Source organism: Nocardiopsis sp. EMB25 (assembly GCF_026797795.1).
Lineage (GTDB): Bacteria > Actinomycetota > Actinomycetes > Streptosporangiales > Streptosporangiaceae > Nocardiopsis > Nocardiopsis lucentensis.
Map to the genome: position 1 here is coordinate 4,544,599 of NZ_JAMTDN010000001.1, position 26,781 is coordinate 4,571,379.

Here is a 26,781-nt window from a genome sequence, read left to right on the forward strand (position 1 = left end):
CGTGGGGCTCAAGCGACAATCTCCACACACAAAGCCCCCGGTCGACTACAGTGAGTCACATTCCGTATCGCTCCGCCCCGCTGGGAGCGGATACCGGTTGCCCCGACCCTGAGGTTTCGGTGTGTTCGCGTCTTTCTCCCGACGAGCCGTCGTGTTCGTCTCCTCGTGCACGGTCGTCGTCTCCGCCGCGGTCCTGGCCACCGCCCCGCCCGGAGGGCTCCCCGAACGGCTCGGTCACCACCTGTTCGGGGCCGACCCCGAGGTCAGCGCTGGCGAGATCCGATTCCCGCCCGCCCAGGGGGTGACCACCCCCGCACCGATCCCCGAGCCCGGCCAGGTCGCCGTCTGCGACGAGCCGGGCCGGGACGAGGTGGTCACCCTGCCCGACGCCGACGCCCCCGGAGGCGGGCGCCCGGTGTGGATCCGCCGTCCGCCCGGCCCCGACAGCGCCGACCGGCCCGTTCTGTACCTGCTGCACGGTTCCGCCTCCACGCACCGGACGCTGATGGACGAGAACGTCGGCGAACTCCTGGACGAGCAGATGTGCCGCACGGGGGTCGAGTTCGTCATCGCCGCGCCCCACGGGCAGGTGGCCTCGGGAGCCACCACCGAGTGGGGTGACGCCGCGGACGGCTCCTTCGCCCTGGAGTCCTTCGTCACCGGTGCGGTGATCCGCGCGGTGGAGGGTGACCGCGTTCGGCCGCGGAGGTTGCGCGCCCTCGGCGGGTTCTCCATGGGCGGCTACGGCGCCGCGGCCACCGCGCTGCGCAACCCCGACCTCTACGGCCAGGTGGCGAGCTGGGGCGGATACTTCCGGGTGGACGACCCGTACGGTGTGTTCGGAGGCGACACCGCGGACCACGCCCCCGACCGGCTGCTGGGCTCGACGGAGGTGCGCGACCTCAGGTTCGCGCTCGTGGAGGGTGAGGACGATCACACACCACTCCAGGAGGGAAGCATCCAGGGAGAGGCGGCGCGCTTCGCCGACCTGCTCACCGAGCGCGGTATGACGGTCGCCACCTTCCACCCGCGTGGCGGCCACGACTTCCGGACCTGGACCCGCGCGTTCCCCGACACCGTCGACTTCCTGGTGTCGGGCTGGTCCGCCACGCCCTGAGCGGGAGGGCCTCTTATAGCAGGGCCCTCGGACATTCCGCGTGGGAACAGTGTGTACCTTCGTCGCTGTTGACGACAGCGGCTGTACACACGATCGGAGAGGACCACCGGTGTCCGGAAACGCTCCCGAGGGCGAGCAGACGGCGACTCCGTCCCGCGTCGCGACCGTCAGTCTGCACACCTCGCCACTGGATCAGCCGGGCACGGGTGACGCCGGAGGACTGAACGTGTACGTGGTCGAGGTGGCCCGGCGCATGGCCGAGCGGGGCGTGGCCGTCGACGTGTTCACCCGGGCCACCGGACCGGACCTGCCACCGGTCGTCGAACTCGTCCCAGGGGTGAACGTCCGTCACGTGCCCGCCGGGCCCTACGGCCACCTGGACAAGAACGCGCTCGCCGACCACCTGTGTCCGTTCATCTTCGGGATGCTCCGCGCGGAGGCCCAGGGAGAACCGGGCCACTACGACCTCGTGCACGGCCACTACTGGCTCTCCGGCCGGGCGGGCGTCGTGGCCGCCCGCCGCTGGGGGGTGCCGTTCGTGCAGTCGATGCACACCATGGCACGGGTCAAGAACGCGTTCCTGGCCGAGGGGGACACCCCGGAACCGGAGGCCCGAGTGCGCGGTGAGGACCAGCTCGTGCGCCAGGCGGACCGACTCATCGCCAACACCGACGACGAGGCGCACCAGCTCCGCGAGCACTACGGCGCACGCGAGCCCCAGCTCAGTGTGATCCCTCCCGGCGTCGACCTGGAGATCTTCACACCGGGGTCGCGGCGCGACGCGCTGCGCCGCATCGGTCTGGCCCCCGACACCGAGCTCCTCCTCTTCGTGGGGCGCGTACAGCGCCTCAAGGCCCCCGACGTGCTCATCCGAGCCGCCGCCCGACTCCTGGAGCGCGACCCCTCACTGCGCTCGCGCCTGGTGGTCGGCGTGGTCGGCGGTCTGTCCGGCGGCGGGACACGCGAACCCGGCCTGCTGACCGACCTGGCGCACTCCCTGGGCGTGGCCGACGTGGTCAGGGTCGAACCGCCGCAGGACCGTGTGCGGTTGGCCGACTACTACCGCGCGGCCACGGCGACGGTCGTCCCGTCCTACTCCGAGTCCTTCGGCCTGGTCGCGGTCGAGTCGCAGGCCTGCGGCACACCGGTGGTCGCCTCGCGTGTGGGCGGCCTGACCACGGCGGTGGCGGACGGGTCCTCCGGCGTCCTGGTGGAGGGCCACGACCCCGACGACTACGCCGCCGAGCTGCACCGGCTGATCACCCAGCCGGCATGGCGTGCCAAGCTGGCCTTGGCGGCCCCCCGACACGCCGCCACACTGGGCTGGTCTCGGACGGTGGACGAACTACTGGACGTATACCGGTCGAGCACCGCTCCGAGCCCGCTGCCGCTGGCCGCGTGCCGGTGACGGACCGAAGGAAAGGATGGGACGTGGGAACGGATTCGGCGCGCGAGACCGCGGCCGGGGCGATCGCCGAGGCGGTGGCCGAGGCCGGGCTGGAGATGGAGCGTCCGCGCGAGGGCTCCTTCCTCGTCACCCTGCCGGGGACGGCCAAGCTCAAGACACTGGTGTGGTTGGAGGTCGGAGCGCACAGCCTGACCCTGACGTCGTTCTTCTGCCGCCAGCCGGACGAGAACCACGCGGAGTTCTACCAGTGGCTGATGCACAGGAACTCCGACATGTACGGGATGGCGTTCGCCGCCGACGACGTCGGTGACGTGTACCTGCGCGGACGCCTGCCGCTGAAGGGGATCACGCCGGACGAGGTCGACCGGCTGCTGGGATGCGCGCTCACGTACACGGACGAGAACTTCAACGCGGCACTGGAGCGCGGGTTCGCGTCGGCGATCCGCAAGGAGTGGCGCTGGCGGGCCGAGCGCGGTCACGACATGCGCAACCTGAAGGCGTTCGCGCACCTGGCGGAACCCGGCCACCACGAGTAGCAGTGCCTTCTTCGGGCCTCCGCTCCGCTTCGGCCCGTGTTCGAGCGCCCTCAGGGCAGGGATTCTTCATCCTCGGCGGCGCCTGACGCTCGTTCCTCGCTACGCGGCTCGCCTCGCCCACCCGTCACCCTCCACCACCCTCAACGGACGCCTCCGGCGCAGCCCCATCCATAAGAACCCCGCCGACGCCCGAACGACGAGCCCCCTGGGGTGACCGGCCCGGGAAACGACATCCGGCAGGTATGGGGCGCCCCCGGGGCGGGTGACCGGGATGGATACGCTTGGTGCCATGGGAACTCTGGTACTGCTGCGACACGGTGAGAGTGTCTGGAACGCGAAGGGCCTGTTCACCGGATGGGTGGATGTGGACCTGTCCGCCACGGGCGAGGACGAGGCCCGCCGCGGCGGGGAGCTGCTGAAGGCGGCCGGGATCACCCCGGACATCCTGCACACCTCCCTCCTCAAGCGCGCCATCCGCACCGCGAACCTCGCGTTGGAGACCGCCGACCTGCACTGGCTGCCGGTCCGGCGCACCTGGCGCCTCAACGAGCGCCACTACGGCGCCCTCCAGGGCAAGGACAAGGCGCAGACGCGCGACGAGTACGGCGACGAGCAGTTCATGGTCTGGCGCCGCTCCTACGACACCCCGCCACCGCCGATCGCCGACGACGACCCCTACTCCCAGGCGGGTGACCAGCGCTACGCCGACCTCCCGCAGGAGCTGCTGCCGCGCACCGAGTGCCTCAAGGACGTCCTGGACCGCGCGCTGCCGTACTGGTACGACTCCATCGTCCCCGACCTGGCCGCGGGCAAGACCGTACTGGTCGCGGCACACGGCAACTCGCTGCGCGCGCTGGTCAAGCACCTGGACGGGATCAGCGACGCCGACATCGCCGGGCTGAACATCCCCACCGGGATCCCGCTGCGCTACGACCTCGACGAGCACTTCAAGCCCACCAACCCTGGCGGCACCTACCTGGACCCGGAGGCCGCCAAGGCCGCGATCCAGGCCGTGGCGAACCAGGGCAAGAAGTAGCCCCGGCTCCCGTTCGTTCCGTGCCCGTGCCACCGGCGGTGGCGCGGGCACCGTCATGTGCGGGGTCTCCGGCCCGGTCAGTAGACGAGCGCCTGGACGCCGTCTCCCAAGGTCTCCTCGACGAACGTGGGCGCGCCGGCGATGCGCACACCCTCGATCAGGTCCTCCTGCTCCAGATTCCGCCGCGCGGCGCACTGCGTGCACACGGTGACCCGCCCCGCCGCCAGCACGGCGGCCAGGAGTTCGGCGAGGGGAGCGGCGTGCGGGAGTTCGAAGTCGTCCGCGCGTCCGGGGACGGCGAACCACGCCGACTCCCCCGTCAGCCACAGCGAGACCTCCACCCCACTGGCGAGGGCCGCCGCGGCGACCGTGAACGCCTGGTTGCACCGCTCGGGGGCGTCATCCCCCGCGGTGACCTTGATCACCATCGATCGAGCCATGGGCGCCAGCTTACTCAGATCCCGAGAGCGATCAGCACCACACCCGCCACGGTGCAGGCCACGAGGGCGGCCGAGAAGCCGATCGCCTCCCTGCGCCGGGGGGAGAGGCGCACCGGCTGGTCGTCGACACCGTGTTCAACGGTGAGCCGGCCACCCTCCGGGGCCGTGATGACCACCCGCCCGTCCCGCGTCTGGACCTGACCGGTGACGCGCACTCGGGCGCCCCTGCGGATCACCCATTCGCGGTACTCGAACTCGATGGTCTCACCGCGAAAGACGCCCGAGATCCTGCCTCGCACGCGGGGCAGGAGGTCGTCGGCCGCGGCGGCCACGCCGGGCTGGGGACGCCCCACCACGCGCTGCAGGCACAGCTCGGCGTCACGGGGGTCACTGCCGGAGGGGTCGACGAAGACCCGGTCCGCGTCCTCGGACGCGCCTTCGGCGACCAGGCCGAACAGCTCCTCGGAGCCGTACTCGGCGATGGGGTCGCAGGCCCGCTCGCGCACCGCGCTGTCGCCCCGGTCACGGGTGAGCGGCCAGTAGTGACGCAGCACCTCGTGGCCGTGCCACACGCACTCAGCCCCGGCCAGTCCGGAGGCGATGGGCCCGGCGGGACCGGGAGCCGCGACGCCGGTCAGGGTGATCCTGCGCCCGATCCGCGCGGCCAGGGCGCTCGGGCGCAGGCGGGCCAGGCCGCGCTGACGCAGCCAGCGCCGCACGGCGACGACGGTCAGCGGGAGGAGGACCACCCCGGCGACGAGCAGCACCGAACCGATCACCAGTAACACAGGCCACCCTTTCGGAGAATGCGTCGGAGGTCCAGTTCCGCGGCGGGCGTGACACCCCGTGGCCACACCGCGTCGGTGACAATCTTTACCAGTTCTTCGGGAAACCGGGGCCAATTGGGCGTGACCGGACCGATGCGCGAGGGTGGCCGGAGCGGGCTGTCACCGCCACCCTCCGGACACGGCTACGCTCGGGAGGCATGGACGCTGATGTACACCCCGATCTGGCGAAACTGTCCTTCCTGATCGGCCGTTGGGAGGGCGTCGGCGTCGCCGGATACGCCGACGTGGAGGAGTTCCAGTTCGGCCAGGAGATCGAGTTCGCCCACACGGCGGGACTGCCGTACCTGACCTTCTCCAGCAAGGCGTGGCGGATGAACGCCGACGGAACGCTGGGCGAGCTGGTCACGGAGGAGCAGGCCTACTGGCGTGCGCGCCCGGAGCCCGCCAAGGACGACGGGGGCCCCACCGAGGGCGAGGAGGTCATCCACCTGGAGGCGCTGTACGTGCACCCGGAGGGCTTCACCGAGGTGTACGTGGGCAACGTGTTCGCCAACCGGGTGGAGATGTCGACCGACGCGGTGGTGCACACCGAGACCGGGATCGACGCCACGGCCTCGCACCGGCTGTACGGCCTGTTCGGCGACGACCGGGAGACACTGGGATATGCCTGGGACCTGGCCGCGCGCGGCCACAAGCTGCGGCCGTACATGTCGGCGCAGCTGAAGAGGATCGACCAGAAGCAGTAGCAGACCCCGGGCCGTCTCCCGCCGGGGGGCGGGGCCGGTCGGACGAGTTCCGGCAGCCCGGGGTCCGGGTGTCCGTCTGGGATTCGCTGCGAGCGACGTCGCGCGAACACGCGGCGTCGCCCTAGCGGACGGCCACCTCGCCAGTCCTAGAGTCAACCATTTCTCGGACCACCTCCTTTCTTGCGTGCCTCGAAGGTACGTCGCCCGCGACGTGTGGGGCAAATGTTTTTTCTGCGAACGTAACCGCAGGTCAAAGACACATTGCCGGTGGACTCGGCGGGGCGGCTAGTCTCGGCTTTATGACATCGCCGCTGCTGACCACACCGGGCGCCGTGACCGCCGAGTCGATCGACGCGGGCGTCGCCGCGCACTACGGTGACCCCGCACACGAAGGCCGCGCCATCGAACGCTCCAGCGCGTGGGTGGACCGGAGCAACCGGGGCGTGGTCCGGGTGAGCGGACCGGATCGCCTGGGGTGGCTCAACGACCTGACGAGCCAGCTCACGCGCGACCTGCCGCCCGGCACCGCCACCGAGGCGCTGGTCCTGGACACGCGGGGCCACCTGCGGCACCACCTGTCACTGGTGGACGACGGTGAGGCCACCTGGATCCACACCGAGCCGGGGGGCGGTCCGGGGCTGGCCGCCTTCCTGGACTCGATGCGGTTCATGCTGCGCGTGGAGGTCGCCGACCTCAGCGACTCCCACTCCGTGCTGACCGTGCTCGGCCCGAAACGCGCCCAGGCCGTCGACGACGCCGATGACGTGCTCGACGGGGTCGTCCAGCGAAGGACCGAGGACGAGACCGACCTGTTCCTGCCCGCCGAGCGCCTGGTCGAGGCCGCCGAGGCGCTGACGACGGCTGGCGCCCGCCCGGCGGGCATGTGGGCCTACGAGGCGCACCGGATCGCCGCGCACCGGGTCCGGCCGGGGGTGGACACCGACGACCGCACGATCCCGCACGAGGTGGACTGGGTGGACCGCGCGGTGCACCTGGAGAAGGGCTGCTACCCGGGCCAGGAGACGGTCGCCCGGGTGCACAATCTGGGCCGACCGCCGCGCCGTCTGGTGCTGCTGCACCTGGACGGGACCGCCGAGCGGCTACCCGAGGTGGGCGCGGCGATCGAGCTGGAGGGACGCGCCGTGGGCCGGGTGGGTTCGTCGGCGCGCCACCACGAACTGGGCCCGATCGCCCTGGGCGTGGTGAAGCGGGCCGCGCCGGCCGACGCCGACTTCGTGGTCGAGGGCATCGCGGCGGGCCAGGAGGTCGTGGTGGACCCGGACACCGGCGCCAACGCTCAGATCAACCTGCGCCGCCGCCCCCGGTAGCGGCCGGGAAACCGTGCCCCGCGACGGTGATGGGGCACGCTCCTGGTGACGGCGGGGCCGCCCGAAAACCGATGGCCGCGGGACAGGTCGGAGCGCCAGACTGGGGGGCATGCACATCCGCGCCGCCGCCCCCGCCGACTGGCCCGCCATCTGGCCCTTCTTCCAACGGATCGTCTCGGCGGGTGAGACGTTCACCTTCCCCACGGATCTCGGGGAGGACGACGGACGCGACTGGTGGCTGCTGCCCGAACCCGATCGGACGGTGGTCGCCGTGGACGGGACCGGGACGGTCCTGGGCACGGCGAAGATGAACAGGAACCACCAGGGAAACGCCGGCCACGTCGCCAGTGCCAGCTACATGGTCGACCCCGCCCATGAGGGCGGCGGGGTGGGTCGTGCCCTGTGCGAGTACACACTGGAGTGGGCGCGCGCGGCGGGTTACCGGGCCATGCAGTTCAACGCGGTCGTGGCGACCAACACGCGCGCGGTGCGGTTGTACACGTCGCTCGGGTTCGACGTCCTGGGCACGCTGCCCGAGGGGTTCGCCCACCCCGAGCACGGCTACGTCGGCCTGCACATCATGCACCGGCGGTTGTGACCGGGGGTTCCTCGGACCGCGGGTATCGCGGCCCCCGCGACGGATGATCCGATCGCGGGGGCCGCGGGGCCGCGGGGCGCTCGATCGCGCAACTCGCCTCCCGCCTTCGGCGTCAGGCGTTCAGGGCCGCGGCGAGGCGCTCCTCGTGCAGGCGCTCCCCCCAGGACGGGGGCAGCTGGGGCAGCTGGCCCACACGCCAGCGCAGCAGCAGGTCGGCCAGCGCGGGGTTGCGCGGCAGCGCCGGGCCGTGCAGGTAGGTGCCCAGCACCTGCCCCTGGTAGGCGCCCTCGGTGCGGTCGTCGTTGCCGATGCCGCGCACCGTGGTGGACAGCGGGCGGGCGGACGGGCCGATGGCGGTGCGGCCCTGGTGGTTCTCGAAACCGGTGATACGGCCCACCCCGAGGGAGGGGTCGACGTCGGCGACGATCTCACCGACGGCGCGGGTCTGGCCGCGGCCGCTGCGGATGTCGAGGATGCCGACACCGGGCAGCGGGTTGGCCTCGTCGTCGCCGTAGCTCTCGCCGATGATCTGGTACCCGGCGCAGACGGCGAAGACGCAGGCGCCGCGGGCGGCGGCACGGGCCAGGCCGCCGTCGGCGCGCAGCCGCTCGGCCGCCAGGATCTGCGGGCGGTCCTCACCGCCGCCGAGCAGGTAGATGTCGCCCTGCTCGGGCACCGAGTCGCTGGAGTGGACGTGCACGATCTCGGTGCGGATGCCGCGCAGTTCGGCGCGGCGGCGCAGGATGAGGGCGTTGCCCTGGTCTCCGTAGGTGCTCAGCAGGTCGGGGTAGATCCACACGATCCGCAGGGCGCTGCTGGTGTCCGTCATGAGTCTCTCCCCTACTGGACGCGGCCGTAGGCCGTGCGGATCTGCTGGAAGGCGGTGTAGTTGGCGATGACGTCGACCTTGGTGATGCCGGGCTGCTCCGCCTTGAGGCGGCCCAGGACCTCGTCGACGCGATCAGCGGTCTCGAAGGCCACGCCGTCGGTCTCCAGGCGCAGCGCGAGGTCGGTGCGGCGCTCACCCATGACGAACACGCGGCGTCCGCGCAGCACGGTGTAGTCCACGTCCCACAGCCACGACGTGTCCTTGCCGTCGGGGATCTGCGCGTTGACGGAGAGGATCACCGGGACCCGGGGCGGGTCGAGGACGGCGAAGGACTCCAGCCACCCGGCGGGGTTCTTGGCGAGCAGCAGGCGCACCTCCACGCCCATGGTGACCACGGAGGTGTAGCGGCCCGCGACGGAGGTGATCTCACGCAGCCGCTCGACGGTGCGCATCGGGTGGATGCCGTACCCGGCCGCGGTGGCGGCGGCGATCGCGGCGTTGGAGCGGTTGGCGTCACCGGGCAGGTTGAGCTGGAGCCGGACCCGCTGTCCGTCGGGGCACACGAGTGAGTCGGTCTCGTTCTCCACCCCCCAGGTGGTCTGGGGCCGGGCCAGGCCGCACTCCGGGCACTCCCAGTACGGGTCGACGTCGCGCTTGAGGTGGCCGCCGCACTCGGGGCAGCACCAGGAGTCCTCCTTCCAGCGCTGACCGGCCGACACCCAGGTGGCGTTCGGCGCCCCCAGCCCCGCCCAGGCGACGAGGGGGTCGTCGGCGTTGGCGATGACGTGCGTGTTGGTCTCGCCGAGTGCGGTGCGCCACTTCTTGGCCAGGAGGTTGATCTCCGAGGCGCGGTCCATCTGGTCGCGGCTCAGGTTCATCAGGACGACGAAGGCGGGGTTGGTCGCGCGCAGGACCTGCGGGAGGTACTTCTCGTCGACCTCCAGCACGCCGTTGACGGCGGATCCGTTGCTGGACAACGCGGTGATGTGCCCCGTGGGCATGTTCGCGCCGAACTCGTTGGTGGCGACCTCGCCGAGCTCGCGCAGGGCCTGCGAGATGAGCTTGGTGGTGGTCGTCTTGCCGTTGGTGGCGCTGACCAGGGCCAGGCGACGCCCTTGGGCGAGCTTGGCGAGCAGGTCGGGCTCGACCTTGAGCGCGACCCGGCCACCGATCACGGAGCCGTCTCCGCGTCCGGTCGCGCGCGACAGACTGGCCGCACTCCTACCCAGTACCGATGCCAGTTGGGCGCGCAGGGGAAGCTCGCTCATCAATTCTCCAGGTCGCTGGATCGCCCGCGCCGGTACGTGGTGGTCGCGGGTGACGTGTCGGGCCAAGACTATTGTCCACCTCCGGTCAGACCCGCCAGTCCAGGCGCTCGGGGGGTGGGCCCAGGTTGGGCGGTACCCGTTCGGGCGCCTCCCCGCCGGTGACCACTCCGCCGTGGAAGGGGTCGGACGGGTTCGGCGCCGTCTCCCGGTCGGCCGGGGAGCGGTCGCCCGGCACGATCCGTGGCCGACGGCTGTCGGAGCGGTCGCCCGGCTCGGCGGCCCGTGCTTCCGCGTCGGACACCGCGTCCGCGCCGTGACCGGTGGTACGGGAGTCCGCCACCGTGGCCAGAGTGGCTGTGGACAGGGTGAGGATACCCGGGTTGGTGTCGGTGAGAACAGGCCCCTCGTCGCCCAGGACCAGCGCTGCCGTGCACGGCAGCCGCCGCAGTGATCCGGCGTCCAGGCCGATGGGGCGCAACGACCCGTCGCTCTCCGTAGCGGGCTCGGTGGGCGTGTCGATCTCCTCGGCCTGCGCGGTGGCCCTCCCCCACGCCGTGGCTGATCTCACATGGCGAACGAGGTCGAGGGGGGCGATCCCGGAGGCGGCGTCGCGGATCATCGCGCCCGACTCGGTGTGCGGGGAGGGGAAGAACCGGTCGTCGGTCTCCGCCTCGGTCTCCGGGTCCGGGTGGGGTTCGGTGACCGCGGCCCCGACCGCCTCACCGATGACCTCACTCAGACGGTGCACCTCGGCCCCGGTGCCCGGGCGCGCGGCCACCCCGGGCACAGAGGTCACCGCGCGCGCGACGGCGTCCGCCGACCCGCCGCGCTGGCGCATGACCACCGGCAGGCAGGTGGGGTCGGAGAACCGGTTGAGGGCGGCCGGGACGGGGGTACGGAACATCAGCACGATCTCCACGCCTCCGTCGGCGGCGGCCCGCAGGATCTGGTCCACCTCGCCCTCGGGCAGGGTCTCGGCCCCGCAGACCACGACCGTGCGGGTGCGGTTCGGGCGCGCCCGGCCCCGCTCGCCATGCGGCGGCTCCGCTTCCCCCCGCGGCCCGTCCTCCAGGAGTTCGCTGAGCGCGGCCACCGTGTAGGTGCCGTACACCCGGGCCGCGGCCTCACCGGAGGCCCTGTCCGTGGAGATGATCTTGACCTGCGCGTACGTGCCGTCCTCGACCCGGGTCCCGACCCCCTCGAACGGGCTCAGCCGCCGTTCCAGTTCCCAGGCCCGTTCCCAGGCGCCGGGGGTGTCGGCACAGCGCTCACGCACCCGGGCGCGCTGGCCGGCGGACAACCGCACGAGCGCCGGATCGTCCTCGGCGTCGTCTCCCTCCGGTGTGCACAGGGCGCGCAGGCCGCCGATGAGCTCCGCGATCCCGGCGCGCGGGCCGAGCACCTCGAGCAGGCGCAGGAGGAGGGTCTCGTCCGCGTCGACGTCCTCGGGGGTCCCCGACGCGGCGGCGACGGCGGACAGCACGCGGGCGCGCTGGCCCGCGTCGAGGTTGGTCCCGAGCGTCATCCGGGGCAGATCGGCGGGGAGCACCCACCGGCGTGGGGCCACGGCGCACCGTCGGGCGAGCCGGATCAGCTCCCGGGCGACCGCCCTGCCGGTGAGGTCGACGACGGTGAGGTCCCCGCCCTCCCGCAGCCGTGCGACGCCGATCGTGGTGAGCAGGGCGGACCACCCGGCGTCGGTGCCGCCGACCACGACGACGGCCTCCCGGTCGGCCGGGACGGTGACCCCGTACCAGCGCGGCTGCGCCTCGTAGGCGCGACTCGCGGCCCGCCACTCGGCGTACCGCCGCGCGTGCTCGCGCTGGCGCTCGTGCAGGGCGCGGTCGCGCTCCTCCCGTTCGGCCGCGAGCCTCTCCTTGGCCTTGGCCAGGCGTTGCGCGATGACCTGGCGGCTCTGCACCAGCGCGAAACCCACCGGGGCGGCGACGGCCGCGCAGGCGAACACGCCGCCCAGGGCCAGCGTCGCGGGCAGGATCCGCTGTGACCACAGGGCGAGGAGGAGGACGACGAGCAGGGCCAGCCCACCCAGCACCGCGTACAGGGGGCGGTTGGTCCGGGCTTCACTGTCGCGCTGACCGGCGATCCACTCCTCGCTGAGGGTCCGCTGTTCGCCGGGCGCCGGTCGGCGCGGAGCCGGACCGGGATGCGGTAGGAGCACGGCGTGCCGCCAGCCGAGGTAGGTCCTCCCGGCTTCTCCTCGGGATGAGCCGTCTGACCGTGGGTTGGGCACCGTCCGAACACCTCCTGACCGGCCTCGGTGAGGACTCCGGGCGTACCCGGAGTGGGGCATGAGGCCGTCACCAGCCCGCCGAACCAAGTCAAGCAGGCCGCACGACTGCCTGCCAGACTCTTCGTATCCCCTGTGGACAACCGGCGTGCCGCCCCCGGACACGGCGGAGCGCCGGCCCAGACGGTCGTCTCCGTCAGAACCGGCGCTCCGCGCACACGCTGGCCGGGTTCACGCCCCGCGGCCTGGCCCGACCCACACGGTCGGCTCCGCCCACGGCGGCCGTACCCCGGACGTGGGTCAGGCCTGCACCTGCAGGTCGATGACCTTGCCGACCTCGGCGTTCACCGCGTACTCGCCGGTGAAGCCCTGGGAGGCCAGGACCCGCACCTTCCAGGCTCCGTCGGCCGCGAAGAAGCGGAAGGTGCCCTCGTCTCCGGTGGCCACCTCGCCCACGAAGTCGTCGGAGTCGTTCAGGAGTCGGGCGTAGGCACCGCGCAGGGGCTTGCCGTCACGGGTCACCGTGCCCTGGATGACCGCCTGGTCACCCGCGTCAACGTCGGCGAGGGCCACGCCCCCGACCGGAGCTCCGCAGCTGTCGCTCACTTGGCCTCCGCCTCTCCGAGCTCGACCGGAACGCCCACCAGGGAGCCGTACTCGGTCCAGGAACCGTCGTAGTTCTTCACGTTCTCCAGCCCCACGATCTCGTGGAGGGCGAACCAGGTGTGCGAGGAGCGCTCGCCGATACGGCAGTAGGCGATGATCTCCTTGTCGAGGTCCACACCGGCCTCGGTGTAGAGCTCACGCAGCTCGTCGGCCGTCTTGAACGTGCCGTCCTCGTTGGCGGTCTTCGCCCACGGGATGTTGCGCGCGGTCGGGATGTGGCCGGGGCGCTGGGAGGTCTCCTGCGGCAGGTGCGCCGGAGCCAGCAGCTTGCCGGTGAACTCGTCGGGCGAGCGGACGTCGACCAGGTCCTTGGCGCCGATCGCGGCGACGACCTCGTCGCGGAAGGCCCGGATGGAGTGGTCCTGCTCCTTGGCCTTGTACTCGGTGGCGGCCCGCTCGGGGACCTCCTTGACGAGCTCGCGCGAGTCCAGCTCCCACTTCTTGCGGCCGCCGTCCAGGAGACGGACGTTCTCGTGGCCGTACAGCTTGAAGTACCAGTAGGCGTAGGCGGCGAACCAGTTGTTGTTGCCGCCGTACAGGATCACCTGGTGGTCGTTGGCGATGCCCTTGTCGGACAGCAGCTTCTCGAACCCGGTGCGGTCGACGAAGTCACGGCGGACCGGGTCCTGGAGGTCCTTCTTCCAGTCGATCTTGACCGCGCCGGGGATGTGGCCCCCGTCGTAGGCGGACGTGTCCTCGTCGACCTCGACGAGGACCACGTTCTCATCGTCCAGGTGAGCCTCCACCCAGTCGGCGTCCACAAGGACGTCGGAGCGGCTCATGGGGAACCTCCTGTGATTCGTGATGCGGTGTCGCGTGTGCTGGTCGGAACCCTCCGGGCGCACGGGGCCCGGAGAGCGGGGGTCAGACGATCAGTGTGCGGGCGGACGCGGCGTGCCCGGCCCCGAGCCGGCACGGCCGACCGGGGACACGGTGCGCTGGGCAGATACTCGGCGTTCGCTCCCGCCCGGCTCCGGACCGGGTCCCGGCGGACGCCGGATACGACGACGGAGCCGCGGATGGCGGGAGAGCGAGGTGTCGGGGCGGTGTGCCGCCCGCGAGGGCCGACCTGCATGGCGTGGAGTCCCCTACTGCGTGCACGGAGAATGGACCGGTCGCACGGAGGGAGCGAGGGCCGGGAGGCCCGTCCGCCCTAGGGACACAGACAGAGCGCGGCGGCGACGTGGCAGTAGTCCACTGCCCGTCGCTTCGTCAAAAACGCGCTCGTCAAGGAAGTCACGTCGTAGACGCTACAGGTCAATCGAGGTGTTTGTCACGGGTGTGCTGGGTCACAGAAGGTCGCGTCAGCCCCGCTGAGGCGGCCGGGGGGCGCGCGGCCTCAGAGGATCACCGAGCCGAGCGCGGCGATCACGTCGGCCTTGCGGGGCTGTCCGCCGGCGCCGCGCACGACCTCGCCGGAGGCGTCGAGGACGAGGACGGTGGGGGTGCCCCGCAGTCCCAGGCGGCGCACGAGGTCGAGTCTGGACTCGGCGTCCACCTCCACGTGCGCCACCCCCTCGACCATGCCCGCGACATCGTCGAGGATGCGCCGGGTGGCCCGGCACGGCTGGCAGAAGGCCGTGGAGAACTGCACGAGCGTGGCCCGCTCGCCCGGGTCGGCGCCCAGGTCCTCGGGGCCGAGCACCTGCCCGTCCCAGGGACGCGCGGCGTCGCCGCGGGCGCCGTCCCGTCGGCCGTGGTCGTTCACGGGTCCCTCCATGTGTGGAGCGGCACGGGTCCGTCTCCTGGAACGGTCACTTCAGGGGGTCGCCGTTCGGGCGCCCCAACACGGGCCGAAGCGAGGCGGGGCCCGAAGCGAGCACGATCAGACGGCCTCGGAGCCCATCAGCGGAACGTCCTGGCCCACGCCGGTGATCCGCAGACCGTTGGAGGTGGCCTCCATGTCGGTGACGGTCAGGCCGAAGGGGAGCTCGGGCGCCTGGACACTGAAGCTGAGCATGCCCTCGACCATGGAGCCGACGTCGATCGGCGTGTCCCCCAGCTGGACGTCGACGGGGGTGAGTCGCACGGTGTCGCCCTCGACGGTGAACTCGCCGCCCGCCGACACGGACGTGCTCAGACCCAGCTCAGGAAGGGCCAGCTCGCCGATGATGCGCGGTTCCCCGCCCTCGGTGGTGACCGTCATGCCCTCGGGCAGGTGGGCGCTGAAGTAGGAGTAGGGGACCACGAAGGACCCGTCGACCGTCCCGGCGACGACGTCGGGCTGGTCGAGCAGCTCGGACAGGGGTGCGCGGACGTCGCTCGCGGACGCCTCGATCTGCTCGACGGTCACCCCGGCCATGGCGGCGCTGTCCGCGGTGATCGTGATCTGCGAGTAGTCACCGGTGACGGCCTGGGGGAGGAACGCCCACCCCCCGATGGCCACGTCGGGCTCCTCGGCCATATCCAGCCGCTCGGCCATTCGCTCCGAGACCATGTCCTCCGCGACGCCGCGCAGCGCCACGTCCGCGACCACCGCCACGACTCCCAGGAGCAACAACAGGACGACGAGGAACTTACGCATGAGTCCCAGCACACTTTCTTTCGCTCAGGCGCGCCTGTCGGCCGGTTCGTCCCGCCGGTCTAGGTCACACGCCAACGGCACCCGACGGGGCCGGTCATGAAAAACCTGTAGAGAAGGGTACTTCACCCGGAATGCGACGTCGTGGGCTTCGTGATGGTTCTCCGACGTCCGCCGACGACACCGGTTCGAGACTTCGCACGGCAGGGCGCCGCGCGGCGCTCCGGGGTGAAGCGGCTCAGGACGTGTTCGGCGGACACACCCTAGCGGGGCATCAGCATCGCGGCGAGGCCGTCGCTGGCCGAGGCGCCGGAGAGGGAGAGTTCGATCACGTTGGTGGCCACCACGTGGCCGGCGCTCAGCTGGGCGAACTCCAGGGTGTGCGGCTGCCGCTCGTGTTCCTCGCGGGCGAGCTCGTCGCGGTAGATCGCGTAGACGATCCGCTGGAGGGGCGCGTTGGGCACCGTGTGGCACGCGAAGAGGAGGGTGTCCGGCTCCTGGTCGGCGACCTGGTCGACGATGGCGTCGGCGATCTGGTCGAATCCGCGCTCCTGCCCCTCGGCGAGGGTGTAGATCGTGATGACGCCGCGCAGCCGGGACGGCTGGCGCGACGGTGGGGCGTCGTGGCGGTCGTCTACGGGCGCGGGGTTGCGACGCCTGCGGCGCACGGGTTCCTCCTGGGGTTCGGCGTAGGACTCGAAGGGCTCGTCGGCGTCGTCGTAGCCGTCGTAGGGGCCCTCGTCGTAGGAGTCCCCGTCATCGTAGGGCTCCTCGTCGTCGTAGGGCTCCTCATCGTCGAACCGGTCGCGGCGGCGCGGGCTCGCGGCCAGCGCGGAGGCACCCCAGAGGGCGGCGACGGAACCGAGCATCAGAAGCGGCCCCAGGACGCCCAGGCCCATGCGGCCCACGACCACGCTGAGCACGGCCGCCAGGGCGACCAGGCCGAGCACCGTCAGGTCCGGGTGCGGACGGCTCCGGCCGGAGCGACGCAGGACGCCGACGACCGCGCAGACGAGGAGGACCAGGACCAGGATGTGGGCCCCGCCGACGAGCCACCGGGGGATGATGTCGTAGTGGTCGGCGAAGGCGGGATAGGAGCGCCCGAACTGACTTCTCACACGGTCGACGAACAGCACCACCATCGGAACGATGGTGAAGGCGCTGAGGAACAGGCGTGAGGTGAACCGGCCGCGCGAGGACCGGACGCCGTACTCGACCGCGCCCCAGGCCATGTACAGCGGTCCCAGGAGACTGACGCCGATCTGGTGGAGCCGGAAGGTGAGCGCACCGAAGTCGAGGATCGCGCCCAGCACGGCGGCGCTGAGGCCGACGGCGAGGCCGAGGGCGGCGACCAGCCAACCGACCCTGGCGATGCTGGGGCGGCGCTGGGCGTACGCGGCGAGAGCCGCCGTGGCGCTCCAGGCCACCAACGCGCTTGTGAATGCCAGTCCTACCGTCACCATCCCGACAATGATGCTGCACGTTCACGGGTGGATGTGCACGTCACGAAAGCGAAGGGGTCAGTGTGGGGGAAGATCCCGCAGAGTGGGAGCGCAACCCACCCATCACGATGTGACCTTCATCACCAGAATTGTGCCAGAGGCCCAGTGACCACACGCGACTCACCGGTGCCCGTAGGCTCAAACCAGCGGGGAGCGTCACCCCGGACATCGGAGGGCCGCCTCCCCCAGCCGAGCCAGGAGAGAACCGTGCCGTACGACGCGCCGCGCCCGCCCTCGGCGGGGCCGGGAGCCGCCTTCTTCGACGTGGACAACACCCTGATGCGGGGCGCGTCGATCTACCACTTCGCACGGGGCCTGGCGTCCCGGGACCTGTTCACCACGCGCGACCTGCTGCGGTTCGCGTGGGGGCAGACGGTGTTCCGGGTGACCGGCGCCGAACAGCCCGACCACATCAACGCGGCGCGTGAGGCCGCCCTGGCGTTCGTCGCCGGGCACGACGTGGGTGACCTGGTCGCGCTCTGCGAGGAGATCTACGACGACTCCATGGCCGACCGCATCTGGGAGGGGACCCGCAGACTCGTCCAGCGCCACCTGGACGCCGGACAGCCCGTGTGGCTAGTGACGGCCACGCCGGTCGAACTGGCCCAGATCATCCGCAGGCGCCTGGGGCTGACCGGGGCGCTGGGCACCGAGGCCGAGAGCGTCGACGGTGTGTACACGGGGCGGCTCAACGGCGACCTGATGCACGGGCCCGCCAAGGCGGTGGCGGTACGTGCCCTCGCCCGGAGTGAGGGGTGGGACCTGGCGGCCTGCTCGGCCTACAGCGACTCCTCCAACGACCTCCCGCTGCTGTCCCTGGTCGGCCACCCGCACGCGGTCAACCCCGATGGTGACCTACGCAGGTACGCGCGCACGCACCAGTGGCCGGTGCACGACTTCCGCAGACACAGAAAGGCGCTGAAGGTGGCCGTGCCCGCGGCCGTGGCGGGCGCCGTCGCCGGGGGTGTGGCGGTACGGGCGGTTCGGCACCGACGCCGGGCCTGAGGTCCGCCACCCGGAGAGGTCACCCCGGCTCAGCGGAGGACCAGGGCAAACACAGTTCAGGCGCCGACAGGGTGCTGCAAGACGAGTCGAGCCGCGAGCGAGGAACGAGCGACAGGCGAAGACGAGGATGAAGCATCCCTGTCTTCAGGGCGCCAGAACACGGTCCGAAGCGAAGCGGAGGACCAGGGCAAACACAGTTCAGGCGCCGACAGGGTGCTGCAAGACGAGTCGAGCCGCGAGCGAGGAACGAGCGACAGGCGAAGACGAGGATGAAGCATCCCTGTCTTCAGGGCGCCAGAACACGGTCCGAAGCGAAGCGGAGGACCAGGGCAAACACAGCTCAGGCGCCGGCGGGGTTGCGCACGACGGGTCGAGCCGCGAGCGAGGAACGAGCGTGGATCGGACTGCGCCGTAGGCGTCCGTTGAGGGCGGTGGCGGGCGACGGGCGGGCGAGGACGAGGAACCCCTGCCTCCTCGGGCGCCCGGACACGGGCCGAGGCGAAGCGGCGGCCCGAGGAGAACGCGGAGCCTCAGCGGCCCAGTGTCGCCCGGGCGAGGGCGAGGACGTGGACGGGGCGCAGCCCGGGGCCGCGCGGCGGCTGGGCGGAGGCGCGGGACGAGGCGTAGGACTCGAAGGCCTGCGCCGAGCTGTAGGAGGGCGACCAGCGCAGGACGCGCTCCAGGGGGGCGGTGTCCCAGCGAGAGGCGTTCAGACCGGCACGGACGGTATGCGCGGCGTTGGCGCTCGCGTAGGCGATCCGACCGTTCCGGGCCAGGCCGCGCAGCACCCTGAGCCCGGAGGCGGGCACCGGGAGACGTTGGCCGCCGACCCTGTGCAGGCAGTGCGAGAGCGGCACGGAGTCCTTGCCCGTGACGTCGAAGAAGCCCGTCTCCTCGCTCAACGCCATCCGCACGAGCGCCTCGGCGCCGTCGTCCTCGTGGAGGAAGCGGACACGCGGGTCGTGACCGAGAACGGTGGGGACGACGCGGGAGTCGAGATAACGGGTGAGGGGGGTGTCCGTGGAGGGGCCGATGAGGTTGGCGAACCGCAGGACCGCCACGGACAGGTCGGGGCGGCGCCGTTGGAGACCCCGGGTGTGCCGCTCGATCTCCGCGGCGTCGTCGGCGTCGAGGGTGGCGCTGGAGCGCACCACGAGCCGTCGCACGGACGCGGAGCGCTGGGCGGCGGTCAGGACACGCATCGTGCCCAGCAGGTGGTCCTCCCGGTGGGGGCCGCGGTCGGCGTCCAACCCCAGGTGGAGGACGAGGTCGGCGCCGGAGTCGGCGACGATCTGGGGGAGGCTCTCGTCGTGCAGGTCGACGTGGGCGTACTCCCGGCGCGAACGACCTTCGCCGGACGCCTCAGATCCCTCCGAGGAGTAGGCCGACCACCCCGCGCCGGAGGGCGGAGCGGAGTCCACCCCGATGACCCGGTGCACGCTGGGCGCCCCCGCCAGGGTCTGCGCGACCCCGGCTGCCATGGGGCTGGAGACCCCGGTGACGAGTACGACACGAGCCATGGCGACACGTTCCTTGGAAGACGGGAGTCGAGATTCCGGGAGGTCAACGACCGTTCACACAGAGGTGAAACGGAGGTCGTGGACCCGTGAACCACAACAGTGGCCCGCCCGGAAAATTCCTGCGCGCCGTTTCGGCGCCCACGAGAGGAAGTAGTGTCTCCGCGTCCGAGGGCGCGCTCTGGGCCCGCCCACGCCCGCGGAGAGACGACGTTCGCCGCGACCGGCCCTACTTCTTGTTGCGACGCGCCACACGCGTGCGCTTGAGCAGCTTGCGGTGCTTCTTCTTCGCCATCCGCTTACGACGCTTCTTGATGACGGAACCCATGGGATCACCTTCTCGCTGACTAGAGTGCCGGACATGCCGCACCAGTGGTCGGTGCCTACCGGCGTGGAGCTCGGATGCGGTCGCCGTGCCCGCGGGGCACCGACCGGTGCTGGGCGCGGGATGGCCCCGTGCGGCCGGGGCGAACCCCGGTGAGGCCGCCGTCTGAGGCGTACGCCCACCGCACCCGAAGCCCCAGCTTACCGGTACGGGCACGCGGTCAGGGTCACGCCCCCGGAAGAGCCATACCGTCCGTGTACAGCTCGGCGGCCGGTTCTGCGTAGCTGACGCTGGTCAACCGCTGGTCAGCGAAGGTCAGCGACGTGACGCTGGCCAGGTTGCACTCGCGCCTGTCCGGTCGGTGCCACAGGCGCTTGTTCTCGGCGGCCCGGCGGGCCATCCAGATCGGCAGCTGGTGGCTGACGCACACCGCCTCCCGGCCCCACGCGGCCTGGCGGGCGACCTTGATGGCCTCGACCATCCGGGCGACGATCTGGGTGTACGGCTCCCCCCAGGACGGGCGGAACGGGTTGTACATGCGCCGGATCACCCGGGGGTCGCGTACCGAGCGGGCCGACAGCGACATGCCCTGGAACCGGTTGGCGGACTCGATGAGCCGGTCGTCCAGGGTGACGGGCAGGTCGAGCCGCTTCTGGAGGGGGACCGCGGTCTCCTGTGTGCGGTCCAGGGGCGAGGAGAACAGGGCGGCCACGTCGTGTCCCTCGAACCACTCGGCGGCCAGTTCGGCCATCTGCTGGCCGCGGTCGCTGAGATGGAAGTCGGGCAGTCTGCCGTACAGGATCCTGTCGGGGTTGTACACCTCGCCGTGGCGGAGTAGGTGCACGACGGTGGTCGTCGTCATCGTGGTCGTCCTTTACGTACTGAACTCGTGGGCGCGCCGGGCTAGCCCTGGGCCTCCGCGGCGGCACGGGCCGCGCGGGGCAGCGCCGAGACCACGCGGTCGATCGCGGCGTCGTCGTGGGCGGAGGAGAAGAACCACGCCTCGAAGGCCGCGGGCGGCAGATAGACGCCCTGGTCGAGCATGGCGTGGAAGAAGGCGGCGAACGCCGCGGTGTCGGTGGTGCGCGCGGTGTCGAAGTCGTGGACGTCCTGGTCGGTGAAGAACACCGTGAAGAGGTTGCCGCCGCCCTGGACCCGGTGCGGTACGCCGGCCTCGCTGAGCGCCTTGGAGACCTCGGACTCGACCTGGGCCGAGACGCGGTCGATGTGGGCGTAGACCGCGGGGGTGGCGCCGCGCAGCGTGGCGATCCCGGCCGCGGTGGCCAGCGGGTTCCCGGAGAGGGTGCCCGCCTGGTAGACGGGCCCCTCGGGCGCGAGGCGGTCCATGACGTCGGCGCGGCCGCCGAAGGCGGCGGCGGGCAGGCCGCCGCCCATGACCTTGCCGAAGGTCATGAGGTCGGGGGCGACGCCCTCCAGGCCGTACCAGCCGGACGAGCTGACACGGAAGCCGGTGAGGACCTCGTCGAGGATCAGGAGGGCGCCGTTGGCGTGCGCGATCTCCCTGAGACGGGCGTTGAACCCGGCCTTGGGCGGGACGACGCCCATGTTGGCGGGGCAGGCCTCGGCGATGACGCAGGCGATGTCGTCGCCGTGCTCGGCGAAGGCCCGCTCGACGGCGTCGATGTCGTTGTAGGGCAGCACGAGGGTGTCGGCGGCACTGGCGCCGGTCACTCCCGGGGAGTCGGGAAGGGCGAAGGTGGCCAGACCCGATCCGGCCGCGGCCAGGAGGGCGTCCACGTGACCGTGGTAGTTGCCCGCGAACTTGACGATCTTGCCGCGCCCGGTGAAGCCGCGCGCGAGTCGGATCGCGGACATGGTGGCCTCGGTGCCGGAGTTGACCAGGCGGACCTTCTCCACCGGGGTGCGATCGACGATGAGTTCGGCGAGTTCGACCTCTCCGGGGGTGGGGGCGCCGTAGGAGGTCCCGGCGTCGACCGCGGAGTGGAGGGCCGCCACGACGGAGGGGTTCGCGTGGCCGAGGACGAGCGGACCCCAGGAGCACACGAGGTCGACGTACTGGCGCCCCTCGCTGTCGGTGAGGTAGGGACCCTCGCCCTTGACGAAGAAGGGCGGGGTGCCGCCGACGGCGCCGAAGGCGCGCACGGGCGAGTTCACACCACCGGGGACGACGGCGGTGGCTCGCTGGAAGAGCTCTGCGGAAGTCTGTTGAGTACCCACGTCACCAGTGTGTCAGCTGCGTCCGGTCCGGTGACCGTGACCCGCCCCGCATCGCACCCGGTGATGCCGCTGCTCAGGGGCGGAGGAGGGATCGGACCAGCGCGTGGACGCGGGTCGCGGGATCGCCGTCGGGGTGGAGCCGCCCGGCGCGTTCGCGCGAAAGGACCAGCGGACGGTGTCACGCATGAGGTCGAGCGCGTCCAGGACGTTCGACCTGTCTGAGGCGTTGGCGCCGAAGATCCCCACGACGGCGGTGGCCTCCCGGTCGGCCTCCTCGGGACGGGCGTCGTCGTAGACCGGGGTGAGGAGGAGTCGCCGCTCCTCGCGGATGGACTCGTGGTTTCCCACGCGCGAACTCAGCGGCATGGCGGATCCTCCCCTCACGATCGGATGGCCTCACGCCTTCCTACGCGGAAGAACCGCACCCCCTGAACGTGCCGCACGGACCCGAACACGCGTGCCCGGATCCGGCGGCCGGATCCGGGCACGCGGCGCGGCGCGGGGCTCAGACGCCTGCGAGGGTGCGGTCGCGGGTGTGGTCCTCGTGGTCAGGCAGAACCCGCGCCTCGGCGCGCAGCAGCGGGCGCAGGGGGTCGATCCGTTCAAGCCGTTCGACGAGCAGGGTCAGCGGGCGGGCCAGGGCGAGCGAGACCAGGGTGGCCACGAGCGCGCCGACGAGGAGGCCGACGGTCACGTCGTGGGGGTAGTGGACGCCGACGACGACACGGGAGAAGGCCTCGACCGCCGCGAAGACGGCGACCACGACGGCGATACGGCGCCAGGCGATGACGAGGGCGGCGGCGCAGGCTCCCGCGATGGCGGCGTGATTGCTCGGAAAGGACCAGTCACCGGCGGGCGGGCAGGTGGCGACGGCGGGTAGGTCGGGCATCGCCTGGCAGGGGCGCTGCTGCTCGACCACCTCCTTGAGCGAGCGGCTGACCAGGTAGGCGATGACCGTGGCGACGGGGGCGAACAGCGCCAGGCCGACCGTGCGCGCGTCGATGGAGCGCGCCCTCCACCACGAGGCGATGAACAGCAGCGCGAACGCTCCGAGGAACAGTTCGGTGCCCACGTCGAAGGCGTGCCGCGTCCAGGGGTCGAGTTCCGCGACCGCGCCGACCACGGCACGCGACCACGCGGCGCTGATGGCGAGGATCTCCGAGACCATCTCTCTCCAAGGGGTCGATCGGGGAAGAACCGCACGCTCGGGGGAAAGCTGGACAGCCGAAAAGCATCCAACAGGTGACGGGATTCCCACGGGAGGGTGAAGGGAAGGCCCTTATCTTGTCATCGAACGCGACCGATTCGCGCCCTCTGAGACATGACATCGACGAAGGAGCCGGGCGATCCCAACCGAAGAGGGCGTCCTACCAGTGAGTAGCTTTGGTGGCGTACATCTTTCTCCACCCACTGGAGTCGGCATGACCACGAACTTCACCACCGCGGACCTCATCGACGACCACGGCGACACCCTGCGCAGCTGCTCCACGCAGTTCCGGCGGTTCGGCGGCCGAGCCCGTTTCTCCGGGCCCGTCCGCACTGTCACGTGCCACGAGGACAACGGCCTGGTCAAGCAGGTCCTCAACACCCCGGGCGACGGCGCGGTGCTGGTCGTGGACGGCGGCGGCTCCCTGCGCTCGGCCCTGATGGGCGACATGATCGCCGAAGCCGCCGTGGCCAACGGCTGGGCGGGGGTGGTGATCCACGGCGCCGTCCGCGACACCGTCGCGTTGGGCGGGCTCGACCTGGGTGTGAAGGCCCTGGGCTCCAACCCTCGCAAGTCCGCCAAGGACGCCGCCGGTCGGCTGGACGTTCCGGTCACCTTCGGGGACGTCACCTTCGTGCCCGGCGAGTGGCTCTACAGCGACGAGGACGGGATCGTCGTCAACGCTGAGCGCGTGTAGGCGCGCGGGGCGGGTGGCGGCGCCCGACACGGGCGGCGGGGCGCCGCCCGGTCACCGATGGCGGGGCGCCCCCTCAGAGCACGGACACCGACGCGAGGATCGCTTCGAGGTCGGCGGTGGTGACCTCGTCCTCGGTGGGCGCGCTCCCCTCGTCGACCACCACGGACACGACCGCGAACGCGGGCGCTCCGGTGTCGACGATCAGCATCGAGAGGTCCAGGCCGGTGGTGAAGCGCATGTCGAGGCGCGAGGTGTCGGGGCTCCCCGGCACCTCGTGGGCGCCGTCCTCGCGGTCCTCGGAGCCCTCGACGAACGGGCTGTAGGCCCTACGCACCATGATCGCCGCGTCGACACTGGTGGTGGTCTGGCCGCCCGCCCCCGTCACGGAGAGCGTGGTCACGGACACGTACGCGACGATCGTGCCGTCGGCGCGCGTCAGGGCGTACGCCGTCTCGGAGCCGTCCATCCGCAACGACATGTCCTCGGGCAGTGACTCCAACGGCGCCCATCCCGCGGGGAGTCCGAAGGAGACCCCCTCCACGTCCACGGTCGAGCCGTCCGGGAACACGCCGCCGGGCTCGGCGAAGCCGTCGGCCGCCTCGGCCTCGGCGTCCTCCTCCGCGCCGTCCACGACGGCCGGGGCCCCGCCCGCGCGGCTCTCTCGCGCCGCCTCCGCCGAGGCGGACAGATCCGCCGCGGCCCGGACGCCGCCGAGCGCGAACCCGCCACCGGCCGCGGTCAGCAGCACGACGACCGCGCCACTGGCGACGAGCCACGTCGGCGCCGCGCGCCCGCGGCGCGGAGGGGGTGCCGCGAAGGCCGGCCGGGGCGGCGGGGACGCCTGGAATGGATCGGGCACCGGGGCGGACGGGGTGCGCGGGGCGGGTGGAGGGGAGGAAGGGGTCTTTCCGTTCACCCGGACGAACCTACGCCATGACCCGCTTTCCCCGGCGACGCCGCCCGTGTCAGGCCCGTCGGGCCGGTTCCGGACACCGGACCGGCCCTCCCTCGGAACACCGGTCGGGTCAGCGACCGCCCCTGGCGAACTCCTCGCTCGCGTCCGCGAGGATGTCGAGCACCGCGATCGGGTCCGGCAGCGGGACGGACCCGCCCTCGTCGTAGGGTGCCCGGATCCAGGTCACCCGGCCACCGGAGGGCAGCGCCGACGGCGCGCCCAGGACGAAACTGTCGCGGCAGTGCCACCGCAGGCCGGGGGTCTCCTCCACCGTTTCGGGGACGCAGTCCAGATGGCACGACCACCACTCGTCCTCGTCGACCGGTGAGCGCGTCGCCACGAAGAACAGGTACCGCGAGGACTCCACCGCCGCGACCGGCCCCGCGGGGACGCCCGCGTGGCTCATCCGCGCCAGAGCCATCACACCGGCCTCGCGCGGGACGTCGAACACGTCGAAGACCCGACCGGTCGGCAGGATCACGTTCGCCTCGGGAGAGGCGGTCCACCACCGGCGGATGGTGTCGGTGTCGGTGCTCGCCTCCACACCCCACGCCATGGTGACCGGATGCGCCGCGGGGTCGGGGCAGCCCATCCGGTCACACGTGCACGCCCGGTCCGCACCGGGCGCGGCCCCGCGCACGACCGGCCAGCCCAGCCGTGCGTAGCGGAGCGCGGACTCCATCATGTTCTCGGTCGTGTGCCGCCGTTTGCGTCGATACAGCACACCTGTCATGGAGCCCCCCGGTGGTCGTACGTGTCCAGACGCGGCCGATGGCTGGTGGCCCGACGCCCGGCGGCCGCGACCGGAGGCGAAAGGACCCGGTCCGTCACCGCAGCAAGCGCGCCGCCTCGGTCGCCCAGTACGTGAGGATCTGCTCGGCCCCCGCCCTGCGGTAGGAGGTGAGCGTCTCGACGATGACCCGCTCCCGGTCGAGCCAACCGCGCTCCGCCGCCGCCTCGATCATCGCGTATTCGCCGCTGACCTGGTAGGCCGACACGGGCACCGGTGAGGACTCGGCGACTTTGGCGACGATGTCGAGGTAGGCCAGTCCCGGTTTGACCATCACCATGTCGGCGCCCTCGGCGATGTCCAGGGTGACCTCGCGCAGCGCCTCGCGCGCGTTGGCCGGGTCCTGCTGGTAACCGGAGCGGTCACCGAACTGGGGCGCGCCCTCCGCGGCCTCCCGGAACGGCCCGTAGAAGGCGGACGCGTACTTGGCCGCGTAGGCGAGGATCGGCACCCCCGTGTGCCCGGCGCCGTCGAGACCGGCTCGGATCGCCGCGACCTGACCGTCCATCATCCCGCTGGGCGCCACCACTGCGGCGCCCGCCTCGGCCTGGGCCGCCGCGATGGACGCGTACCGCTCCAGGGTGAGGTCGTTGTCCACCTGGCCGTCGGTCATCAGCGGGCCGCAGTGGCCGTGCGAGGTGTACTCGCACAGGCACAGGTCCGCCATGACCACGATGTCGTCGCCGACCTCGGAGGCCAGGTCCCGCAGGGCCGCCTGCACGATCCCGTCCGGGTCGTCGGCGGCCGAACCCCGTTCGTCCTTCTCCTCGGGGATGCCGAACAGCATGAGCCCGCCGACACCCGCCTCGGCCGCGGCGACGGCGGCCTCGCGCAGGCTGTCGCGCGTGTGCTGCACCTGGCCCGGCATCGAGGAGATCGGCGCCGGATCGGTCAGCCCCTCCTTGACGAACATCGGCAGGACGAGGTTCTCCGGGAGCACGCGGGTCTGCGCGACGAGGCGGCGCAGCGCGGCGCCCCGGCGCAGTCGACGCGGCCGGGCCTCGGGGAACGCGGCGTCGTGGCCGAAGAGGGGCATGTGGGGACTCCCAGGTGGT

Annotated in this window: 28 protein-coding genes; 9 read left to right on the forward strand and 19 right to left on the reverse strand. The window is 71.8% G+C overall.

Features of this window, described 5'->3' with window-relative positions; genetic code table 11:
• Positions 1-121 precede the first annotated feature (121 nt).
• From KIK06_RS19840 to KIK06_RS19855, 4 genes are all read left to right on the forward strand, one after another.
• Positions 122-1,117: an alpha/beta hydrolase gene (locus KIK06_RS19840; RefSeq protein ID WP_268644652.1), complete on the forward strand. Its 996-nt coding sequence runs from the start codon at positions 122-124 to the stop codon at positions 1,115-1,117.
• 109 nt (positions 1,118-1,226) lie between these two features.
• Positions 1,227-2,525 carry a D-inositol-3-phosphate glycosyltransferase gene (gene mshA / locus KIK06_RS19845; RefSeq protein WP_268644653.1) on the forward strand — a complete coding sequence of 433 codons (1,299 nt, stop codon included), beginning with the start codon at positions 1,227-1,229 and terminating at the stop codon, positions 2,523-2,525.
• A gap of 23 nt (positions 2,526-2,548) precedes the next feature.
• Positions 2,549-3,061, forward strand: coding sequence for a YbjN domain-containing protein (locus tag KIK06_RS19850; RefSeq protein WP_268644654.1), 513 nt, complete (start codon positions 2,549-2,551; stop codon positions 3,059-3,061).
• A 289-nt stretch (positions 3,062-3,350) separates the two neighbouring features.
• Positions 3,351-4,097, forward strand: a complete 747-nt coding sequence (locus KIK06_RS19855; protein WP_017600632.1) for a phosphoglyceromutase — start codon at positions 3,351-3,353, stop codon at positions 4,095-4,097.
• A 77-nt stretch (positions 4,098-4,174) separates the two neighbouring features.
• On the opposite strand, the gene KIK06_RS19860 is transcribed toward KIK06_RS19855, so the two are convergent.
• Positions 4,175-4,537 carry a DsrE family protein gene (locus KIK06_RS19860; RefSeq protein WP_026127969.1) on the reverse strand — a complete coding sequence of 121 codons (363 nt, stop codon included), beginning with the start codon at positions 4,535-4,537 and terminating at the stop codon, positions 4,175-4,177.
• A gap of 14 nt (positions 4,538-4,551) precedes the next feature.
• Positions 4,552-5,325 (reverse strand): GIDE domain-containing protein, encoded by a 774-nt coding sequence (locus tag KIK06_RS19865; protein ID WP_268644655.1) that lies wholly within the window; start codon positions 5,323-5,325, stop codon positions 4,552-4,554.
• Between the two features lie 197 nt (positions 5,326-5,522).
• Here KIK06_RS19865 and KIK06_RS19870 point away from each other — a divergent pair, with 197 nt between their 5' ends.
• The 3 genes from KIK06_RS19870 to KIK06_RS19880 all read left to right on the forward strand — a co-directional run bounded on the left by KIK06_RS19870 (position 5,523) and on the right by KIK06_RS19880 (position 7,997).
• Complete coding sequence (locus KIK06_RS19870) at positions 5,523-6,071, forward strand: FABP family protein (RefSeq protein ID WP_268644656.1); 549 nt, start codon at positions 5,523-5,525, stop codon at positions 6,069-6,071.
• A 299-nt stretch (positions 6,072-6,370) separates the two neighbouring features.
• Positions 6,371-7,399 (forward strand): CAF17-like 4Fe-4S cluster assembly/insertion protein YgfZ, encoded by a 1,029-nt coding sequence (ygfZ, locus tag KIK06_RS19875; protein ID WP_268644657.1) that lies wholly within the window; start codon positions 6,371-6,373, stop codon positions 7,397-7,399.
• 109 nt (positions 7,400-7,508) lie between these two features.
• The gene (locus KIK06_RS19880) at positions 7,509-7,997 is read left to right on the forward strand and encodes a GNAT family N-acetyltransferase (protein WP_268644658.1); all 489 of its coding nucleotides are present in this window, start codon (positions 7,509-7,511) and stop codon (positions 7,995-7,997) included.
• 112 nt (positions 7,998-8,109) lie between these two features.
• Here the strand turns inward: KIK06_RS19880 and KIK06_RS19885 are convergent, their stop codons facing one another.
• From KIK06_RS19885 to KIK06_RS19920, 8 genes are all read right to left on the reverse strand, one after another.
• Entirely contained in the window at positions 8,110-8,826 is a 717-nt protein-coding gene (locus KIK06_RS19885; RefSeq protein WP_017600626.1) for a type 1 glutamine amidotransferase, read from the reverse strand.
• Between the two features lie 11 nt (positions 8,827-8,837).
• Positions 8,838-10,094 (reverse strand): MurT ligase domain-containing protein, encoded by a 1,257-nt coding sequence (locus tag KIK06_RS19890; protein ID WP_026127968.1) that lies wholly within the window; start codon positions 10,092-10,094, stop codon positions 8,838-8,840.
• 85 nt (positions 10,095-10,179) lie between these two features.
• Entirely contained in the window at positions 10,180-12,273 is a 2,094-nt protein-coding gene (locus KIK06_RS19895) for a hypothetical protein (RefSeq protein ID WP_268646085.1), read from the reverse strand.
• 369 nt (positions 12,274-12,642) lie between these two features.
• On the reverse strand, positions 12,643-12,948 hold the full coding sequence (locus tag KIK06_RS19900) for a DUF1416 domain-containing protein (RefSeq protein ID WP_017600623.1): 306 nt from the start codon (positions 12,946-12,948) through the stop codon (positions 12,643-12,645).
• On the reverse strand, positions 12,945-13,790 hold the full coding sequence (locus tag KIK06_RS19905; RefSeq protein ID WP_017600622.1) for a sulfurtransferase: 846 nt from the start codon (positions 13,788-13,790) through the stop codon (positions 12,945-12,947). Before KIK06_RS19905 ends, KIK06_RS19900 begins: the two co-directional genes overlap by 4 nt.
• A gap of 557 nt (positions 13,791-14,347) precedes the next feature.
• Positions 14,348-14,728, reverse strand: a complete 381-nt coding sequence (locus KIK06_RS19910) for a thioredoxin family protein (protein ID WP_017600621.1) — start codon at positions 14,726-14,728, stop codon at positions 14,348-14,350.
• Positions 14,729-14,833: 105 nt separating this feature from the next.
• Complete coding sequence (locus tag KIK06_RS19915) at positions 14,834-15,532, reverse strand: LmeA family phospholipid-binding protein (RefSeq protein WP_026127966.1); 699 nt, start codon at positions 15,530-15,532, stop codon at positions 14,834-14,836.
• A gap of 260 nt (positions 15,533-15,792) precedes the next feature.
• Complete coding sequence (locus KIK06_RS19920; RefSeq protein ID WP_268644659.1) at positions 15,793-16,992, reverse strand: putative quinol monooxygenase; 1,200 nt, start codon at positions 16,990-16,992, stop codon at positions 15,793-15,795.
• 246 nt (positions 16,993-17,238) lie between these two features.
• On the opposite strand from KIK06_RS19920, the gene KIK06_RS19925 reads away from it, so the two are divergent.
• Positions 17,239-18,036, forward strand: a complete 798-nt coding sequence (locus KIK06_RS19925; RefSeq protein WP_268644660.1) for an HAD family hydrolase — start codon at positions 17,239-17,241, stop codon at positions 18,034-18,036.
• A gap of 530 nt (positions 18,037-18,566) precedes the next feature.
• On the opposite strand, the gene KIK06_RS19930 is transcribed toward KIK06_RS19925, so the two are convergent.
• The 6 genes from KIK06_RS19930 to KIK06_RS19955 all read right to left on the reverse strand — a co-directional run bounded on the left by KIK06_RS19930 (position 18,567) and on the right by KIK06_RS19955 (position 23,245).
• Positions 18,567-19,556, reverse strand: a complete 990-nt coding sequence (locus KIK06_RS19930; RefSeq protein WP_017600617.1) for an NAD-dependent epimerase/dehydratase family protein — start codon at positions 19,554-19,556, stop codon at positions 18,567-18,569.
• A gap of 226 nt (positions 19,557-19,782) precedes the next feature.
• Positions 19,783-19,881, reverse strand: coding sequence for a 30S ribosomal protein bS22 (locus KIK06_RS19935; protein ID WP_013155353.1), 99 nt, complete (start codon positions 19,879-19,881; stop codon positions 19,783-19,785).
• A gap of 223 nt (positions 19,882-20,104) precedes the next feature.
• Positions 20,105-20,740 (reverse strand): histidine phosphatase family protein, encoded by a 636-nt coding sequence (locus KIK06_RS19940; protein WP_017600616.1) that lies wholly within the window; start codon positions 20,738-20,740, stop codon positions 20,105-20,107.
• Positions 20,741-20,781: 41 nt separating this feature from the next.
• Positions 20,782-22,077 (reverse strand): glutamate-1-semialdehyde 2,1-aminomutase, encoded by a 1,296-nt coding sequence (gene hemL / locus KIK06_RS19945; RefSeq protein WP_268644661.1) that lies wholly within the window; start codon positions 22,075-22,077, stop codon positions 20,782-20,784.
• 12 nt (positions 22,078-22,089) lie between these two features.
• Complete coding sequence (locus KIK06_RS19950) at positions 22,090-22,443, reverse strand: hypothetical protein (RefSeq protein WP_268644662.1); 354 nt, start codon at positions 22,441-22,443, stop codon at positions 22,090-22,092.
• Between the two features lie 139 nt (positions 22,444-22,582).
• Complete coding sequence (locus tag KIK06_RS19955) at positions 22,583-23,245, reverse strand: phosphatase PAP2 family protein (protein WP_017600613.1); 663 nt, start codon at positions 23,243-23,245, stop codon at positions 22,583-22,585.
• Positions 23,246-23,498: 253 nt separating this feature from the next.
• Between KIK06_RS19955 and rraA the strand changes: the two genes are divergently transcribed.
• Positions 23,499-23,981, forward strand: coding sequence for a ribonuclease E activity regulator RraA (gene rraA, locus KIK06_RS19960; RefSeq protein ID WP_268644663.1), 483 nt, complete (start codon positions 23,499-23,501; stop codon positions 23,979-23,981).
• Positions 23,982-24,054: 73 nt separating this feature from the next.
• On the opposite strand, the gene KIK06_RS19965 is transcribed toward rraA, so the two are convergent.
• The 3 genes from KIK06_RS19965 to hemB form a co-directional block, all read right to left on the reverse strand.
• Positions 24,055-24,840, reverse strand: coding sequence for a hypothetical protein (locus KIK06_RS19965; protein WP_268644664.1), 786 nt, complete (start codon positions 24,838-24,840; stop codon positions 24,055-24,057).
• Positions 24,841-25,006: 166 nt separating this feature from the next.
• Entirely contained in the window at positions 25,007-25,669 is a 663-nt protein-coding gene (locus tag KIK06_RS19970; RefSeq protein ID WP_026127964.1) for a bifunctional DNA primase/polymerase, read from the reverse strand.
• A 94-nt stretch (positions 25,670-25,763) separates the two neighbouring features.
• The gene (hemB, locus tag KIK06_RS19975; RefSeq protein WP_268644665.1) at positions 25,764-26,762 is read right to left on the reverse strand and encodes a porphobilinogen synthase; all 999 of its coding nucleotides are present in this window, start codon (positions 26,760-26,762) and stop codon (positions 25,764-25,766) included.
• Between the last annotated feature and the right edge of the window lie 19 nt (positions 26,763-26,781).